16 protein-coding genes are annotated in these 15,820 nt (G+C 68.2%); all 16 read left to right on the plus strand.

What is annotated here, in order from left to right; genetic code table 11:
* The first annotated feature begins 228 nt into the window (after window positions 1–228).
* The 16 genes from D7V93_RS05815 to D7V93_RS05890 all read left to right on the plus strand — a co-directional run bounded on the left by D7V93_RS05815 (window position 229) and on the right by D7V93_RS05890 (window position 15,784).
* Window positions 229–780: an ATP-binding protein gene (locus D7V93_RS05815; RefSeq protein ID WP_120642419.1), complete on the plus strand. Its 552-nt coding sequence runs from the start codon at window positions 229–231 to the stop codon at window positions 778–780.
* Window positions 781–955: 175 nt separating this feature from the next.
* Window positions 956–2,251, plus strand: a complete 1,296-nt coding sequence (gene icd, locus D7V93_RS05820) for an NADP-dependent isocitrate dehydrogenase (RefSeq protein WP_120642420.1) — start codon at window positions 956–958, stop codon at window positions 2,249–2,251.
* Between the two features lie 29 nt (window positions 2,252–2,280).
* Entirely contained in the window at window positions 2,281–3,225 is a 945-nt protein-coding gene (gene mdh / locus D7V93_RS05825) for a malate dehydrogenase (protein WP_120610704.1), read from the plus strand.
* 231 nt (window positions 3,226–3,456) lie between these two features.
* Window positions 3,457–5,334, plus strand: coding sequence for a succinate dehydrogenase flavoprotein subunit (gene sdhA, locus D7V93_RS05830; protein WP_120642421.1), 1,878 nt, complete (start codon window positions 3,457–3,459; stop codon window positions 5,332–5,334).
* A 91-nt stretch (window positions 5,335–5,425) separates the two neighbouring features.
* Window positions 5,426–6,232 carry a succinate dehydrogenase iron-sulfur subunit gene (gene sdhB / locus D7V93_RS05835; protein WP_120642422.1) on the plus strand — a complete coding sequence of 269 codons (807 nt, stop codon included), beginning with the start codon at window positions 5,426–5,428 and terminating at the stop codon, window positions 6,230–6,232.
* 318 nt (window positions 6,233–6,550) lie between these two features.
* Window positions 6,551–7,711 (plus strand): ADP-forming succinate--CoA ligase subunit beta, encoded by a 1,161-nt coding sequence (gene sucC, locus D7V93_RS05840; protein ID WP_120642423.1) that lies wholly within the window; start codon window positions 6,551–6,553, stop codon window positions 7,709–7,711.
* Between the two features lie 31 nt (window positions 7,712–7,742).
* A complete protein-coding gene (gene sucD / locus D7V93_RS05845) occupies window positions 7,743–8,642 on the plus strand; it encodes a succinate--CoA ligase subunit alpha (protein WP_120642424.1) in 900 nt (299 codons plus the stop codon).
* Window positions 8,643–8,680: 38 nt separating this feature from the next.
* Window positions 8,681–9,112, plus strand: a complete 432-nt coding sequence (gene ndk, locus D7V93_RS05850; RefSeq protein WP_120610708.1) for a nucleoside-diphosphate kinase — start codon at window positions 8,681–8,683, stop codon at window positions 9,110–9,112.
* A 170-nt stretch (window positions 9,113–9,282) separates the two neighbouring features.
* Window positions 9,283–10,098, plus strand: coding sequence for a siderophore-interacting protein (locus tag D7V93_RS05855; protein WP_120642425.1), 816 nt, complete (start codon window positions 9,283–9,285; stop codon window positions 10,096–10,098).
* A gap of 88 nt (window positions 10,099–10,186) precedes the next feature.
* The gene (gene rlmN, locus D7V93_RS05860; RefSeq protein WP_120642426.1) at window positions 10,187–11,317 is read left to right on the plus strand and encodes a dual-specificity RNA methyltransferase RlmN; all 1,131 of its coding nucleotides are present in this window, start codon (window positions 10,187–10,189) and stop codon (window positions 11,315–11,317) included.
* Between the two features lie 100 nt (window positions 11,318–11,417).
* Window positions 11,418–11,678, plus strand: a complete 261-nt coding sequence (gene rpsP / locus D7V93_RS05865) for a 30S ribosomal protein S16 (RefSeq protein ID WP_014397299.1) — start codon at window positions 11,418–11,420, stop codon at window positions 11,676–11,678.
* A gap of 23 nt (window positions 11,679–11,701) precedes the next feature.
* Window positions 11,702–11,986 (plus strand): KH domain-containing protein, encoded by a 285-nt coding sequence (locus tag D7V93_RS05870; protein ID WP_120642427.1) that lies wholly within the window; start codon window positions 11,702–11,704, stop codon window positions 11,984–11,986.
* On the plus strand, window positions 11,983–12,528 hold the full coding sequence (gene rimM, locus D7V93_RS05875; protein ID WP_120642428.1) for a ribosome maturation factor RimM: 546 nt from the start codon (window positions 11,983–11,985) through the stop codon (window positions 12,526–12,528). The genes D7V93_RS05870 and rimM overlap by 4 nt, the downstream gene beginning before the upstream one ends.
* Complete coding sequence (gene trmD, locus D7V93_RS05880; protein ID WP_120642429.1) at window positions 12,525–13,262, plus strand: tRNA (guanosine(37)-N1)-methyltransferase TrmD; 738 nt, start codon at window positions 12,525–12,527, stop codon at window positions 13,260–13,262. The genes rimM and trmD overlap by 4 nt, the downstream gene beginning before the upstream one ends.
* A 117-nt stretch (window positions 13,263–13,379) precedes the next feature.
* Complete coding sequence (gene rplS, locus D7V93_RS05885) at window positions 13,380–13,784, plus strand: 50S ribosomal protein L19 (RefSeq protein WP_120642430.1); 405 nt, start codon at window positions 13,380–13,382, stop codon at window positions 13,782–13,784.
* A 101-nt stretch (window positions 13,785–13,885) separates the two neighbouring features.
* On the plus strand, window positions 13,886–15,784 hold the full coding sequence (locus tag D7V93_RS05890) for an ATP-binding protein (RefSeq protein WP_120642431.1): 1,899 nt from the start codon (window positions 13,886–13,888) through the stop codon (window positions 15,782–15,784).
* The last annotated feature ends 36 nt before the right edge of the window (window positions 15,785–15,820 follow it).

Genomic DNA, 15,820 nt, shown 5'->3' on the forward strand with positions numbered 1-15,820 from the left:
TTTCGGGGCCGCCGGGTGACTCACCCTGGGTCCTAGTTGACCAGGAAACTACGGGGTTTCCGAGGAGCAGTACGTACCCACAGGCGCATCTTCACCGGCAAGATGGCGCATAGCTGTAAAGCCGCCAAAACTGAATCTGAGAATCGATCTCGGCCGGTCGGGCAATGGACGCCTGTCAGAGGGGGCCGGTATGGTGGGCGCTCCAGGGTCAGGGGAGGGGAGACGCGAATGAGCGCAGCGCTCGATGCGAAGGGCTCACCGGGGGACGAGGTGACGCCGCCCGGCGGTCAGGGTCTGGAGTCGGTGGATCTCCCGGACGTCTTCCAGGTGAACGTGGCGCTGTCCGCGCGCGACGCCCTGGGGCTGCTGGACGCCACGCGACGGCTGCACGGCGTGCAGGTGGTGCTGGAGGTCCCGGAGGATCCGGTGATCGCCCGGGTCAGCCGCCGCCGGCTGGAGCAGGTCTTCCTGCTGCTCATCGCCCATGCGACGGACACCGCGACGCCGGGCGCTTCCACCGTGAGGGTGGTGGTGGATCCCCCGGATGACTTCGGGGACGTGGGCCCGCGCTTCCAGGTGGTGATGCCGGGTGTGGCCCTGTCCGAACGGGAGCTGCGCTCGGTGGTGCTGTCCCCGCTGCGCGTGGGGAGCACCCACCGGAGGCTCGCCCGCGCGCGCGAGCTGGTGGACGCGATGGGCGGCGAGCTGTCGGTAGAGCGGCTTGAGGAGGGTACGGGCGTGAGCATCCAGCTCCCCGCGCCCGGCCTCGCGAGCTTCTAACCGGAAGCCCCGGAAGAAACGGCCCTGCTTCGCGGACCCATTGGCTGCGATAAGCGCGGCGCACTTGGGGTGTGCCCAAACGCGGCCCCGCGCGGCCAAACTCCTTGACGACCGGGGGCGGGTTCCGGACTATCCGCCGCCTCCAATACACGGTCCCAATCAGGAGTTTGCGTTCATGGCGCCTCCCTCTGGCGAGAAGATCACCCTGCAGAACGGCAAGCTGAACGTGCCGGCGAACCCGATCATCCCCTACATCGAGGGCGACGGCACCGGCCGCGACATCTGGAAGGCCTCGCAGGCCGTGTTCGACGCGGCGGTGGAGAAGGCGTACGGCGGCAAGAAGAAGATCTCCTGGTACGAGGTCCTCGCCGGCGAGAAGTCCTTCAAGCAGGTGAACAACTGGCTGCCCGACGAGACGGTCGAGGCCTTCCGCTCCTACCTGGTGGGCATCAAGGGCCCGCTGACGACGCCCGTGGGCGGCGGCATCCGTTCGCTGAACGTGGCGCTGCGCCAGATGCTCGACCTGTATGTCTGCCTGCGGCCGGTGCGCTACTTCAAGGGCGTGCCCAGCCCGGTGAAGCAGCCGGAGAAGGTGGACATGGTCATCTTCCGTGAGAACACGGAAGACATCTACGCGGGCATCGAGTTCGAGGCCGGCACGGAGGCCGCGAAGAAGTTCCTGGGCTGGCTCCAGGCCGAGTTCCCCAAGGACGCGAAGAAGATCCGCTTCGCCGCGGACGTGGGCATCGGCATCAAGCCCGTGTCGAAGGAAGGCACCGAGCGCCTCGTGCGCGCCGCCCTCCAGTACGCCGTGGACCTCAAGCGCAAGAGCGTGACGATCGTCCACAAGGGCAACATCATGAAGTACACCGAGGGCGCGTTCCGCAAGTGGGGCTACGACCTCGCCGCGCGCGAGTTCGGTGACAAGGTCTACACCTGGGATCAGTGGGAGGCGACCAAGGCCGCCAAGGGCGAGGACGCCGCCAACGCCGAGCAGAAGGCGGCCGTGGGCGCGGGGAAGATCCTCGTCAAGGACTCCATCGCGGACATCACCCTGCAGCAGGTGCTGACGCGTCCGGACGAGTTCGACGTCATCGCCACGCTGAACCTCAACGGCGACTACCTGTCGGACGCGCTCGCGGCGCAGGTGGGCGGCATCGGCATCGCGCCGGGCGGCAACATCAACTACGTCACCGGCCACGCCGTCTTCGAGGCGACGCACGGCACGGCGCCCAAGTACGCGGATCAGGACAAGGTGAACCCGGGCTCGGTCATCCTCTCCGGTGAGATGATGCTGCGCCACCTGGGCTGGCACGAGGCCGCGGACCTGATCATCAAGGGCATGGACCGCGCCATCGCCGCGCGCACGGTGACGTACGACTTCGCGCGACTGATGAAGCTGGAGACGAAGGACGCCGTGACCGAGGTGAAGTGCTCGGAGTTCGGTCAGGCCATCATCAAGCACATGTAGTTCCCACCCCGAATCAGGAGGGCGAAACCATGGCTCAGAATCGCAAGAAGAAGATCGGCCTCATCGGCGGCGGCCAGATCGGCGGCAACCTGGCGCTGCTCGCGGTCCAGAAGAACCTCGGCGACGTCGTGCTCTACGACATCCCGGCGGCCGAAGGTCTGGTCAAGGGCAAGGCGCTGGACATCAACCAGCTGTCGGCGGTGGACGGCTACGACAGCCGCGTCATCGGCTCCACGGACTGGAAGGACGTGGCGGGCTCGGACGTGATCATCATCACGGCCGGCGTGCCCCGCAAGCCGGGCATGACCCGCGAGGACCTGCTCGACGTCAACCTGAAGATCATGCGGGACGTGGCGGGCAACATCAAGCAGCACGCCCCCAACGCCTTCGTGATCAACGTCGCGAACCCGCTGGACGCGATGGTGTACGCGCTCCACAAGATCGCCGGCCTGCCGGACAACATGGTCGTGGGCATGGCGGGCGTGCTGGACACCAGCCGCTTCAAGTGCTTCGTGGCGGAGGCCCTGGGCTCCTCCATCCGTGACGTGGAGGCGCTGGTGCTCGGCGGCCACGGCGACGACATGGTGCCGCTCGTGCGCCACAGCACCGTGGGCGGCGTGCCGCTCACCCAGCTCATCGCCAAGGACAAGCTGGACGCCATCATCGACCGCACCCGTAAGGGCGGCGCGGAGCTGGTGGGCCTGTACAAGACGGGCAGCGCCTACTTCGGGCCGGCCGCCTCCTCCATCGCCATGGCGGAGAGCTTCCTGTTCGACCGCAAGCGCGTGCTGCCGGCCGCGGCCATGCTCAAGGGCCAGTACGGCATCAGCGACTTCTTCTTCGGCGTGCCCGTGCAGATCGGCGCGGGCGGCGTGGAGAAGGTCATCACCGTGGAGCTGAACGACGCGGAGAAGGCCGAGCTGAAGAAGTCCTACGAGTCGGTGAAGCAGACGGTCGAGCTCGTCAAGCTGTAGCCCTGCCGCATCGGTCGGTCGGGCCCGCCGGATGCTGCCGGCGGGCCACGACCTGATGCCGCGAATGATCCGGGCTTATCCCCGGGTGCACCGTCGTTGCGGCGGTATTTTTCCAAGTTAACTAGCGTGTAGGACTCGCACTGGATGGTCGGGAGCGGGTGGGTGTCGCGAAGCGCGGTTTGCGCGACCCATCGGCGGCAGGCCCGGCGTCTGGCAGTCAAGGAGACGATGATGGCGGCAGCAGCGCGATTCACGGTGGTGGGCGGCGGTCTCGCCGGGCTGATGACGACGATCAAGCTGGCGGAGGCGGGTCACCAGGTGGACGTGCTCTCGCTCGTCCCGGTCAAACGTTCGCACTCCGTCTGTGCCCAGGGTGGCATCAACGGCGCGGTGAACACGAAGGGTGAGGGTGACCACCCGGACATCCACGTGAAGGACACGCTGCGCGGCGGCGACTTCCTCGCGGAGCAGACCTCCGTGAAGGGCATGTGCTACGCGGCGCCCGGCATCATCTACCTGCTCGACCGCATGGGCGTGACGTTCAACCGCACGCCGGAGGGCCTGCTGGACTTCCGCCGCTTCGGCGGCACCCTGCACAACCGCACCGCCTTCGCGGGCGCCACCACCGGCCAGCAGCTGCTCTACGCGCTGGACGAGCAGGTGCGCCGCTACGAGGCGGAGGGCAAGGTCGTCAAGTACGAGTACTGGGAGTGGCTGGGCACGGTGAAGGACGAGTCCGGCCGCTGCATCGGCAGCGTGGCCATGGACCTGCGCACCATGGAGATCCGCACCTTCCCGGCGGAGGCCGTGTGCCTCGCCACGGGTGGCCCGGGCATCGTCTTCGGGCGCTCCACCAACTCCATCATCAACACCGGCACCGCCGCGGGCCGCGCGTACATGGAAGGCGCGCAGTACGCCAACGGCGAGTTCATCCAGGTGCACCCGACCTCCATCCCGGGCGAGGACAAGCTGCGCCTGATGAGCGAGTCGGTGCGCGGTGAGGGCGGCCGCGTCTGGGTGCCGCGCAAGAAGGGCGACGTGCGAGCCCCCCGGGACATCCCGGAGAGCGAGCGCTGGTACTTCCTGGAAGAGAAGTACCCCAAGTACAAGAACCTCGTGCCGCGCGACGTCGCGACGCGGGAGATCTTCATGGTCTGCCGCGACCTGGGCATGGGCCTGGGCGGGCGCGACGGCGTGTACCTGGACGTGACGCACATCCCGGCCAAGACGCTCGACGCGAAGATCAAGGGCGTCATGGAGATCTACGAGAAGTTCGTCGGAGATGATCCGCGCCACACGCCGATGGTCATCTTCCCGGGCATGCACTACTCCATGGGCGGCCTGCACGTGAACTTCGAGGCCGACCCGCGCACGCAGACCCCCGTGGAAGGCAGCCCGACGAACCAGTCCACGCGCATCCCGGGCCTGTACGCGTCGGGCGAGGCGGACTACGCCTTCCACGGCGCGAACCGCCTGGGCGCGAACTCGCTCCTGTCGTGCATCTACTCGGGCATGATCGGCGGCCCGTCGATGGCGGCCTTCGCGAAGAACCAGACGACCAGCGCGGCGGCGATGCCGGAGAAGTACTTCAACGATGCGAAGCGCTACTGGGAAGACCGGTTCGCCACCATCAAGAAGATGAACGGCCCGGAGAACCCGTACCAGCTCGCCAAGGAGCTGGGCGACGTGATGACGGAGAACTGCACCGTCGTGCGCTACAACGACCGCCTGAAGAAGACGGTGGAGCGCATCCGCGACCTGAAGGACCGCTGGAACCGCGTCAACGTGCTGGACACGGGCGTGGTCGCCAACCGCGCGCTGTCGTACACCAACCAGGTGTGGAACATGCTGGAGCTGGGCGAAGTCATCGCCACCAGCGCGCTGCTGCGCGACGAGAGCCGCGGCGCCCACTACAAGCCGGACTTCTCCCTGCCGGAGCCCAAGTCGAAGGATCCGCGCGAGGATCCGCAGTGGATGGACCTGTGGCGCAAGCGCCACGAGAAGTGGGCGAAGACGACCATCGCCAGCTACGCATCCCAGGGCCCGCAGATCTCCTACGAGGAGATCAAGACGCCGGTGCTGGACCCCGAGCCGCGCTGGTACGCGTAGGCGGAGCGACAGTTTTTCCGGGCCCGCGCGCGCACCTTGGGCGCGGGTTTCCGCTACCTGAATTGGCAGTGAAGGGAAGGGCTCGAGCACCATGGACACCGCACAGGCCAGCGCCGTCAGCACCCAGACCGTCACCTTCCGCATCTGGCGGCAGGACGACCCGAACAAGCCGGGCCACTTCGACGAGTTCAAGGTCCCCTATCGCAAGGGCGCCAACGTCATCTCCTGCCTGATGGAGATCCAGCGCAACCCCGTCACCTCGGACGGCAAGAAGGTCGCCCCGGTCATCTGGGACGCCGCGTGCCTCGAAGAGGTGTGCGGCAGCTGCGCGATGAACATCAACGGCCGGGTGCGCATGGCGTGCTCCGCGCTGGTGGACAAGCTCGAGCAGCCCATCACCCTGGAGCCGATGAAGAAGTTCCCGGTGGTGCGCGACCTCACCGTGGACCGCGAGCGTATGTTCGAGTCGCTCAAGCGCGTGAAGGGGTGGATCCCCGTCGACGGCACGTACAACCTGGGCCCCGGCCCGCGCCAGTCGCAGAAGGACCACTCCGTGATGTACGTGCTGTCCACGTGCATCACCTGCGGCAGCTGCCTGGAGGCGTGCCCCCAGGTGACGCTGGACAACGACTTCATCGGCGCCGCGCCCATCAGCCAGGCCCGCCTGTTCAACATGCACCCCACGGGCAAGCTGAACGCCGAGGAGCGCACGCGCGCCCTCATGGGCCCCGGCGGCATCCAGGACTGCGGCAAGGCGCAGAACTGCGTGAAGGTCTGCCCGAAGGAGATCCCCCTCACGACCTCCATCGCGGTGATGAACCGCGAGGTGACCAAGCTGATGATCAAGGACATCTTCTTCAAGGAAGAGGAGCAGAAGGCGTCGAGCGGTCCGGGGTAGTCCTCCCGCGTCCCTTCGCGCTTCCTCGCGGCCCCGTGTCAGCGCCCCTCCACCGGGCGCTGGGCGGGGCCGCGGTCGTTTCCGCGCGCGCACGCCCGCCCTGGCTCCGGGCGGGCCATCCCATGGCCGTGCGGCCGGGCGCTGTAGGTGGGCTCATCCTCCCGGACACCGGGGGTTATGTCCGGGGCAGGGCAGGTGTCCTGCGACGACGCTGGAGGCCAAACGGCCTTGCCAAGCGTCGTTTTCTGCGCAATGAGGGCCGGCGTTGACGCCCCGTCCGGGCCGTCCCCGTCTCCCCTCGTCCCACCCGGAGATTCGATGAAGATCCACGAGTACCAGGGCAAGGAACTCTTCCGGAAGTATGGCGTGCCCACGCCGCGCGGCATCCTCGCGCTCTCTCCCAACGAGGCGGAGGCCGCGGCGAAGTCGCTGGCCACGCCCGTCGTCGTCGTGAAGTCGCAGATCCACGCGGGCGGCCGCGGCAAGGGCGGCGGCGTGAAGCTGGCCAAGAGCCCTGCGGAGGCGAAGGAGCTGGCCAAGCAGATGCTTGGTATGAAGCTCAAGACCATCCAGACCGGCCCGGAAGGGCAGACGGTCCACAAGGTCTACATCGAGGAAGGGCTTGCCATCGGCCAGGAGCTGTACCTGGGCGTGACGCTCGACCGCGCCACCAGCCGCATCACCTTCATGGCGTCCCGCGAGGGCGGCGTGGAGATCGAGGAAGTGGCCGAGCACCACCCGGAGAAGATCCTCCGCGAGTCGGTGGACCCGGCGGTGGGCTTCCTGGACTTCCAGGGCCGCAAGCTGGCCTTCGGGCTGGGCCTCACGGGCCCCACGGTGAACAAGTTCGTGCAGTTCTGCTCCGCGCTCTACCGGATGTTCATGGAGACGGACGCGGCGCTCGTGGAGGTCAACCCGCTGGTCATCCTGAAGGATGGCGGCGTGGTGGCGCTCGACGCGAAGGTGACGTTCGACGAGAACGCGCTCTACCGGCACAAGGACCTGCTGGAGTACCGCGACGTCGCGGAAGAGGAGCCCCGTGAGACGCAGGCCAAGGAGTTCGACCTGGCCTACATCGCGCTGGACGGCAACATCGGCTGCATGGTGAACGGCGCGGGTCTGGCCATGGCCACCATGGACACCATCAAGCTGGTGGGCGGTGCGCCGGCCAACTTCCTGGACGTGGGCGGTGGCGCGAACAAGGAGAAGGTGACGGCGGCCTTCAAGCTCATCCTCGCGGATCCCCAGGTCAAGGCGGTGCTCGTCAACATCTTCGGCGGCATCATGAAGTGCGACGTCATCGCCGAGGGCATCATCGCGGCGGCCAAGGAAGTGCAGCTCAAGATCCCGCTCGTCGTGCGGCTCGAGGGCACCAACGTGGAGAAGGGCAAGGACCTCCTCCGCAACTCCGGGCTCGCCATCACCCCCGCGGACAACCTGCGCCAGGCGGCTGAGAAGGCCGTGGCGGCGATCAAGTAGTCGTCGCGCACTCTTTTCCTGAAGGAACGCCATGAGCATCCTCGTCAACGAGAACACGAAGGTCCTCGTCCAGGGCATCACCGGCTCGGCGGGCTCGTTCCACGCCAAGCAGATGTTGGAGTACGGGACGAAGCTGGTGGGCGGTGTCACGCCGGGCAAGGGCGGCACCGACTTCGAGGGCAAGGTCCCCGTGTTCAACTCGGTGGCCGACGCCGTGAAGCAGTCGGGCGCGAACACGTCCGTCATCTTCGTGCCGCCGCCCTTCGCCGCCGACTCCATCATGGAGGCCGCGGACGCGGGCATCTCCCTCATCATCACCATCACCGAGGGCATCCCCGTCAACGACATGATCCGCGCCAAGCGCTACCTGCAGGGCAAGGGCGTGCGGCTCATCGGTCCCAACTGCCCGGGCGTCATCACCCCCGGCGCGAAGTGCAAGATCGGCATCATGCCGGGCCACATCCACAAGCCGGGCCGCATCGGCGTGGTGTCGCGCTCCGGCACGCTGACCTACGAGGCCGTGCACCAGCTGACGCAGCTGGGCCTGGGTCAGTCCACCGCGGTGGGCATCGGCGGCGACCCCGTCAACGGCACCGACTTCGTGGACGTGCTGAAGCTGTTCCAGGCGGATCCGGAGACGGACGCCGTGATCATGATCGGTGAGATCGGCGGCAGCGCCGAGGAGGCGGGCGCGGAGTACGTGGCCCGTGAGTTCACCAAGCCGATCGCCGGCTTCATCGCCGGTCAGTCCGCGCCCCCGGGCAAGCGCATGGGCCACGCGGGCGCCATCATCTCCGGCGGCAAGGGCACGGCCGGGGAGAAGATCAAGGCGATGGAGGCCGCGGGCATCCTGATGGCCGCGAGCCCCGCCGAGCTGGGCACCACGCTGCAGGAAGTCGTCAAGCGCGGCGCCCCCAAGAAGAACCGCTGAACCATCATCCCCGCGAACCCACACGAGGACTCAATTCCATGGCCATCGAGCGCACGCTGTCCATCATCAAGCCGGACGGGCTGAAGAGCCACGTCATCGGCAAGGTCATCTCCCGCTTCGAGGAGAAGGGCCTGAAGCCCGTCGCCATCCGCCTGCAGCAGCTGTCGCAGACGGAAGCTGAAGGCTTCTACGCCGTCCACAAGGCCCGGCCCTTCTTCAAGGACCTGGTCTCCTTCATGATCTCCGGCCCGGTGGTCCTGATGGTGCTGGAGGGTGAGAACGCCGTCCTCGCCAACCGCGAGATCATGGGCGCGACGGATCCGAAGAAGGCCGACAAGGGCACCATCCGCGCGGACTTCGCCAAGAGCATCGACCAGAACACGGTCCACGGCTCGGACAGCCTGGAGAACGCGAAGAACGAGATCGCGTACTTCTTCCGCGAGACCGAGATCCAGACGTACTCGGCGTAACGCTTCATCCAGCCCCAGCGCTGGACAGGACTCCGGCCCGGAGCCCGCGCCCCTCGAAGGCGCAGGCCCGGGCCGTCGTCTTTTCGGCCGGCCGCCCACCCCGTTCCGGTTGCTCACCGGCAGGTCGCCTGATATCGATAATGCAAATCACTATCGACAGGAATGAGTGCATGAGCAATGGGTCGGAGCGCGTGGGTCGCCGGGGGCCATTCCCGGTGAAGTTGCGGCTGCTGGAGGTGAAGCGGGTGACGCGGCTGACGCCGCACATGGTGCGGGTGACGCTGGGCGGCCCGGAGCTGGAGGGCTTCAGCACGCCGGGCGCGGACGACCACGTGAAGGTCTTCTTCGCGGAGCCGGGGGCGAAGCGTCCGAACATGCCCGTGGTGGGCCCCAACGGGCTGGCCATGCCGGAAGGGGTCGCGAAGCCCGCGTCGCGCGACTACACGCCGCGCCGCTTCGATGCGGAGGCGGGGGAGCTCGACATCGACTTCGTGCTGCACGGCGAAGGGCCCGCGTCGCAGTGGGCCGAGCGCACGAAGCCCGGCGACTTCCTGGGCATTGGCGGCCCGCGCAGCACCCATGACGTGGCCGACGACTTCGACTGGTACTTGCTCGCGGGGGATCAGAGCGCGCTGCCGGCCATCGCGCGCCGGCTGGAGGAGCTGCCCGCGGGGGCGCGCGCGTTCGCGTTCATCGAAGTGGCGGACGCGTCGGAGGAGCAGCGCATCGACAGCCGGGCGGACGTGACGCTCACCTGGCTGCACCGGGGCGGCGCGGAGGCGGGGACGACCAGGCAACTGGAGGACGCACTGCGCGCCTGGACCCAGCCCCCCGGGGAGGGGTTCGTGTGGGTGGCCGGCGAGGCGACGTCGCTCAAGTCCATCCGGGAACACCTGATGGGCGAGCGCGGTCTCAACAAGGAGTGGATGCGGGTGACGGGCTACTGGAAGCGCGGCACCGCCGAGCACCACGATTCCAAGGGATAGGCGGGGAAGGGGGCGTGCCCTCCTTTGACTTGCCGTGCCTTCTTGTGGGAAGCACGCCCCGCTGCCTTCCGTTAGGCCTGACTGAACGATGTCCGAGCCCACCGCCACAGTTCTTCCCGTCACCGAGCCCCTGCCGGCGCCGACGCCCGCCAAGCTGGTCGACGTGGCCAGCCTGTCCCGTGAGAAGCTCGCGCTGTTCCTGAGCGAGCAGCTGGGCGAGCGCCCGTTCCGCGCCTCCCAGCTCTATCGCTGGATCCATCAGCGCGGGGCCACGTCCTTCGAGGAGATGACGGACCTCTCCAAGAGCCTGCGCGAGAAGCTCAAGGCCCAGGCGGAGATCGTCCCGCTGGAGAAGGACCTGGAGCAGCGCAGCGTCGACGGCACCATCAAGTACCGCTTCAAGACGCGCGACGGCCGCTTCATCGAGTCCGTCTACATGCCCTCGGAGGACCGCAAGACGCTCTGCGTGTCCACCCAGGTGGGCTGCGCGATGGCGTGCACCTTCTGCATGACGGGCACGCTGGGCCTCAAGCGCAACCTGACGGCGGGAGAGATCGTCGCCCAGGTGCACGCGGTGAACCGCGAGGTGCGGCGCAACGAGTCCCTGGAGACGCTTCGTCCGCTCACGAACCTGGTGTTCATGGGCATGGGCGAGCCGCTGCACAACTTCGAGAACCTCAAGACGGCGCTCGCCATCCTCCAGTCCGAGGAGGGCCCCAACTTCAGCCACCGGCACATCACGGTCTCCACCGTGGGCCTGGTGCCGATGATCGAGCGCTTCGGCGCGGAGACGGACGTCAAGCTGGCCATCTCGCTCAACGCCAGCACGGACGAGCAGCGCAGCAAGACGATGCCCGTGAACCGCAAGTGGAACATCGCGGCGCTGCTGGACGCGTGCCGCAAGTTCCCGCTGCGGCAGGGCCGGCGCATCACCTTCGAGTACGTGCTGCTCAAGGGGTTCAACGACAGCGACGAGGACGCGCACCGGCTCAAGGAGCTCCTGCGCGACATCCCGGCGAAGGTGAACCTCATCCCGTACAACGAGAACCCCGGCCTGGGGTTCCAGACCACCGGGGAGGAGCGGGCGGAGGAGTTCCGCGCGATCCTCGCCGAGGCGCACGTCGCTGCCTACATTCGCAGGAACCGGGGCCGGGACATCGCAGGCGCCTGTGGACAGCTCGCCAACCGGGGCGAAGCGACCGCGGAAGCGCCGACGTGACATAAGCACCCGAGCTTCCTTGACAATCCCGATGTAGGGGCGCTAAGAGCGCCCCCCTCCGCCTGTTGTAGTTGAAGTCACCTGTTCGCTGGAGATTTCCATGGCCGTTGTCCTCCGTCTTGCCCGCGCGGGCGCCAAGAAGATGCCGTACTACCACGTGGTTGCCACCGACTCGCGCAGCCCGCGCGACGGCAAGTTCCTGGAGCAGGTCGGCTCCTACGACCCCAACCACAGCCCCGCGAAGGTGCAGTTCAACGAGGAGCGGCTGAACTACTGGCTCAAGAGCGGCGCGCTGCCCTCGGAGACGGTCGCGGACCTGATCAAGACGGCGAAGAAGCAGGCCCCGGCGACCACCGCCTGAGCCCGCCCCCGTCTGGACAAGACGTGGAGCCGCTGCTCACGTATCTGGCGAAGGCCCTGGTCGATCAACCGGACCAGGTCGCCCTGCGCATCTCCGAGGCGGATGGCGGCCAGCTCTATGAGCTGAAGGTCGCCCCCGAGGACGTCGGCAAGGTCATCGGCCGTGATGGGCGCACCGTGAATGCCCTCCGGACGTTGCTCAATGTCGCCGCCCAGAAGCAGGGCCAGAAGGTCCGCCTGGAGATTCTCGATGATCGGCGCGCCCCGGGTTCCCCGCCGGCGACGCCTGCTCCGGACGCTGCCCGGTGAACGCGTCGCCGTGTCTGGAGCTGGGCTACGTGGCCCGTGCGCATGGCCTCAAGGGCGAGGTGGCGGTCCGCAGCTTCGACCCCGCCTCGGAGACGCTCGGCACCCTCGAGCGCGTCCGCCTGCGTCTGCGCTCCGGTGAGGAGCGCGAGATGGTGGTGGAGTCCTACCGCCCCGCGAACAAGGAAGACCTGCTGGGCTTCGAGGGCGTGCACACCCGCGTCGCCGCCGAAGCGCTGGTGGGCTCGAAGGTGCTCGTCTACCGCGAGGACCTGGAGCCGCCCGAGGAGGGCGAGTTCTTCCAGGGTGACCTCGTGGGGCTTGCCGCCGTGGACGAGCAGGGCGCGGCGCTGGGCACGGTGGAGGAGGTCTGGGCCACCGGCGAGGTTCCGAACCTCGTGATCCGTACCCCCGGACGTCCCGAGCTGGTGGTGCCCTTCGCGGACGAGTTTGTTCCGTCGGTGGACATCGCGGCGGGGCGTATCGTGATCCGTCCCCCCGAATACCTGGAGGTCGAGGGGCGCGACGACGGAGACGCGGGGTGAGCTACCCCGTGGAGATCCTCACGCTGTTTCCGGGGATGGTGTCTGGCTACCTGGGAGCGAGCATCCTCGGGAAGGCGCAGGAGAAGGGGCTGCTCTCCGTCACGATCTCCGACGTGCGGGAGCACGCCGTGGGCAAGCACCACGTCACCGACGACTCGCCCTACGGCGGCGGTGCCGGGATGGTGATGAAACCCGAACCCCTGGTGGCCGCCATCGAAGCGGCGCGGGCGCGACTGCCGGGCGCGAAGGCGCTCCTGATGAGCCCCCGCGGGCCCGTCTTCAACCAGGCCACGGCGCGCGAGCTGGTGCGGCACGAGGCCGGGCTGATCCTCGTCTGCGGCCGCTACGAGGGCGTGGACGAGCGGGTGATGCCGTTCCTGGACGGCGAGGTGTCCCTGGGCGACTTCGTCCTCACCGGCGGGGAGGTCGCGGCCATGGCCGTGGTGGACGCGGTGGCGCGGCTGGTGCCGGGCGTCCTGGGCAACGAGGCGTCTTCCGTGGCGGAGAGCTTCGAGGAGGGCCTGCTGGAGTACCCGCACTACACCCGGCCGCCCGTCTTCCGGGGGGTCGAGGTGCCGGCCGTCCTCCAGTCCGGCGATCACGCCAGGATCGCACGGTGGCGCCGCTGGAAGGCCATCAAGCTCACCCAGGAGCGCCGCCCGGATCTGTATTCGCGCCTGGAGTTCGGCAAGGCGGATCAGAAACTGCTCGCCAGGGGTGAGGAAGAGTTGTAACCCTGCGCGTCCTCGCGGAACCCTTCGAAGCGGGCTTGTCCGACACGGCCGTCTCTGCTAGTACGGCCCGCTCTTTCCACGCGTCCTACGCGTCAAGTTCCGCTTTTTGGAGTCGTCATGCGCCGCAGCCTCATTCAGCACGTCGAAAACAAGTTCCTGCGCCAGGACCTCACCCAGTTCCGTACGGGTGATTCCGTTCGCGTCCACTGGAAGGTCAAGGAAGGCGAGAAGGAGCGCGTGCAGGCCTTCGAGGGCGTGGTCATCCGCAAGACCAAGGGCACCAACCGCGCCACGTTCACCGTGCGCAAGATGTCCTTCGGCGTCGGCGTGGAGCGCATCTTCCCGCTGCACAGCCCCCGCTACGAGAAGATCGAGGTCCTCACCCGCGGTGACGTGAACCGCAAGCGCCTCTTCTATCTCCGCGACCTGAAGGGCAAGGCCTCTCGCGTCGACGTGCAGGTGGATCCGGAGCGCGCCGCGAAGAAGGCCGCCAAGGTCGCCGCCGCCGCCGCCCAGGGCTAGTAGGTCCCCAGAAACCCTCTCGCGGCCTTCGTGGCCGCGTGCGAGAAGGAGCGTCCGTCACTGGACGCTCCTTTTTTCGTTCGGGCTAGACTGCGCACGCCATGCACTTCGTCGAGGTCGCCATCCAGAACGTCCGCGGGTTCTCTCCCGCCGGCCGTTTCCCGTTGAAGACCGGGTACCTCATCCTCAAGCCGCCGACGGCGGACGTGCTGCCCCTGGCGGGGCTGTCACTGTCGCTGCTGTACTCGGATGGCCGGGGCGGGGACTCCAGCTTCGTGGGCTCGGGCGGGCGCTCCGGCAAGGCCGCGCTGACGTTCGTGGGCCAGGACGGGATGACGTACCGGGTGCTGCGCGAGCTGGGCGGCTCCGGGTCGCTGCACCGGCTCAACCCCACCACCAGCCAGCCGGAGCTGATGTCCTCGGACACGGGGGAGATCAACCAGTACCTGCGCGGCCAGGCGGGCCTGCCGCCGCGCACCACCTTCGAGCAGGTGTACTGCCTCCAGTTGGTGATGCTGCCCTCGCGTCGGCCCCGCAAGGCCTCGCCCAAGGTGGCCGCCGCGAAGGCCTCTGGCAGCACGCCGTCGCTCGCGACCGCCAGCGCGGTGCAGCCCGCGGAGGACATCCCCGCCGCCGAGGCGAAGGTGAAGGCGCTGGAGAAGGAGGTCGTCGTCTCGCGCGAGGTGGATCAGCTCCAGTTCAAGGTGGACGAGCTGTCGTCGCTCATCTTCGAGGCCGACTCGAAGCTCAAGGGCGGCGAGGGGCTCAAGACGGCCATCGCGGAAGCGGAGGCCGCGTGGCGCGCGGCGCCCACGCCGGAGTCGCTGGGCCTGCCGCAGGACATCCTCTCGCGCGTGAAGCGGCACCCGAAGGCGGTGGCGCGACGGGACGAGGCGCTGGCGCGGCTGGAGACGGACCGCGACCCGGAGCTGGAGGACGTGGTGGTGCACGTGCCGCCGCTCACGAAGAACCGGTACTTCTGGGGCGGCCTGGGGTCCGGCGTGCTCTTCCTGGGCGTCAGCGTGGGCCTGGGCTTCACCGTGGGCCCGATGTGGCGCTACGTGGCGCTGCTCAACATCCCGGCCTTCGGGACGGCCGCGCTGATGGCGCTGCGGTACGTGGATGACCTGCAGAAGGCCACGCGCCGGGGCACCAAGGACAACCGCAAGGGCGCGCGAGAGAAGAAGATCCTCGACGAGTTCGAGCTCGAGGACGCGCCGGTGCGCATGGCCATCAAGGCCCTGAACGTGGAGACGCTCGACGAGATCGCCCCCGCGCTGGAGCGCAAGGACCTGCTCGGCATCCGCCTGGGGGAGCTGCAGACCCAGCTGGAGGAGTTCGAGTCATCGCCCGAGTACCAGGACGCCCTGCGCCAGGGGCAGGAGATGCGCGCGGAGCAGGAGACGCTCAACGCGGAGCTGACCGCCAAGGGCACCTACGTGCGCGACCTGCGCGAGGTGGAGCGGGAGCTGGGCCGCCTGAAGGAGTCCATCGCGTTGGCCAAGGCGCCTCCGGTCCCGGTCGCCGTGGCCCCCGGGCAGGCTCCGGCGCTGGTGGATCCGCTGGAGGACCCGTCCCCGCTGGTGCTGGCGCAGGCCGCGGACGTGCTCACCTCCGACCTCCTGTCGGTGCAGGCGCTCCTGAAGGACCGCTGCGTGCAGTACCTCACCGCGCTCACCGACCGGCGCTACCAGGGCGTGGAGTGGGACCGCGACGGCAACGCCTTCGCCCTCACGGCCAACAGCCGCATCCCGGTGGGCGAGCTGCCCCCCAAGGACCTGGACCTGTACTACCTGGCGCTGCGCATGACGGTGGTGGAGAAGACCTGCGCGCGCGTGAAGCGGCCCTTCCTGCTGGACGACGTGCTGACCGGCGTGGACGAGGCGAAGCTGCCCCTCGTGGCGCGCATGCTCAAGCACCTGGGCACGCTGACGCAGGTGCTGCACGTCACCGCCCACCCCGGCTTCGCCCAGATGTCGGACGGCACCGTTAACGTCTAGCCGCTGCCAGGAAGGCCTGGGGCAGCGGGGGCGGGA

The sequence above is a fragment of the Corallococcus llansteffanensis genome, assembly GCF_003612055.1.
Taxonomy (GTDB): Bacteria; Myxococcota; Myxococcia; order Myxococcales; family Myxococcaceae; genus Corallococcus; species Corallococcus llansteffanensis.

Excerpts from the sequence above, each read along its gene's own strand:
- D7V93_RS05815 (WP_120642419.1), top strand. The coding sequence starts at position 229 with ATGAGCGCAGCGCTCGATGCGAAGGGCTCACCGGGGGACGAGGTGACG.
- icd (WP_120642420.1), top strand. The coding sequence starts at position 956 with ATGGCGCCTCCCTCTGGCGAGAAGATCACCCTGCAGAACGGCAAGCTG.
- mdh (WP_120610704.1), top strand. The coding sequence starts at position 2,281 with ATGGCTCAGAATCGCAAGAAGAAGATCGGCCTCATCGGCGGCGGCCAG.
- sdhA (WP_120642421.1), top strand. The coding sequence starts at position 3,457 with ATGGCGGCAGCAGCGCGATTCACGGTGGTGGGCGGCGGTCTCGCCGGG.
- sdhB (WP_120642422.1), top strand. The coding sequence starts at position 5,426 with ATGGACACCGCACAGGCCAGCGCCGTCAGCACCCAGACCGTCACCTTC.
- sucC (WP_120642423.1), top strand. The coding sequence starts at position 6,551 with ATGAAGATCCACGAGTACCAGGGCAAGGAACTCTTCCGGAAGTATGGC.
- sucD (WP_120642424.1), top strand. The coding sequence starts at position 7,743 with ATGAGCATCCTCGTCAACGAGAACACGAAGGTCCTCGTCCAGGGCATC.
- ndk (WP_120610708.1), top strand. The coding sequence starts at position 8,681 with ATGGCCATCGAGCGCACGCTGTCCATCATCAAGCCGGACGGGCTGAAG.
- D7V93_RS05855 (WP_120642425.1), top strand. The coding sequence starts at position 9,283 with ATGAGCAATGGGTCGGAGCGCGTGGGTCGCCGGGGGCCATTCCCGGTG.
- rlmN (WP_120642426.1), top strand. The coding sequence starts at position 10,187 with ATGTCCGAGCCCACCGCCACAGTTCTTCCCGTCACCGAGCCCCTGCCG.
- rpsP (WP_014397299.1), top strand. The coding sequence starts at position 11,418 with ATGGCCGTTGTCCTCCGTCTTGCCCGCGCGGGCGCCAAGAAGATGCCG.
- rplS (WP_120642430.1), top strand. The coding sequence starts at position 13,380 with ATGCGCCGCAGCCTCATTCAGCACGTCGAAAACAAGTTCCTGCGCCAG.
- D7V93_RS05890 (WP_120642431.1), top strand. The coding sequence starts at position 13,886 with ATGCACTTCGTCGAGGTCGCCATCCAGAACGTCCGCGGGTTCTCTCCC.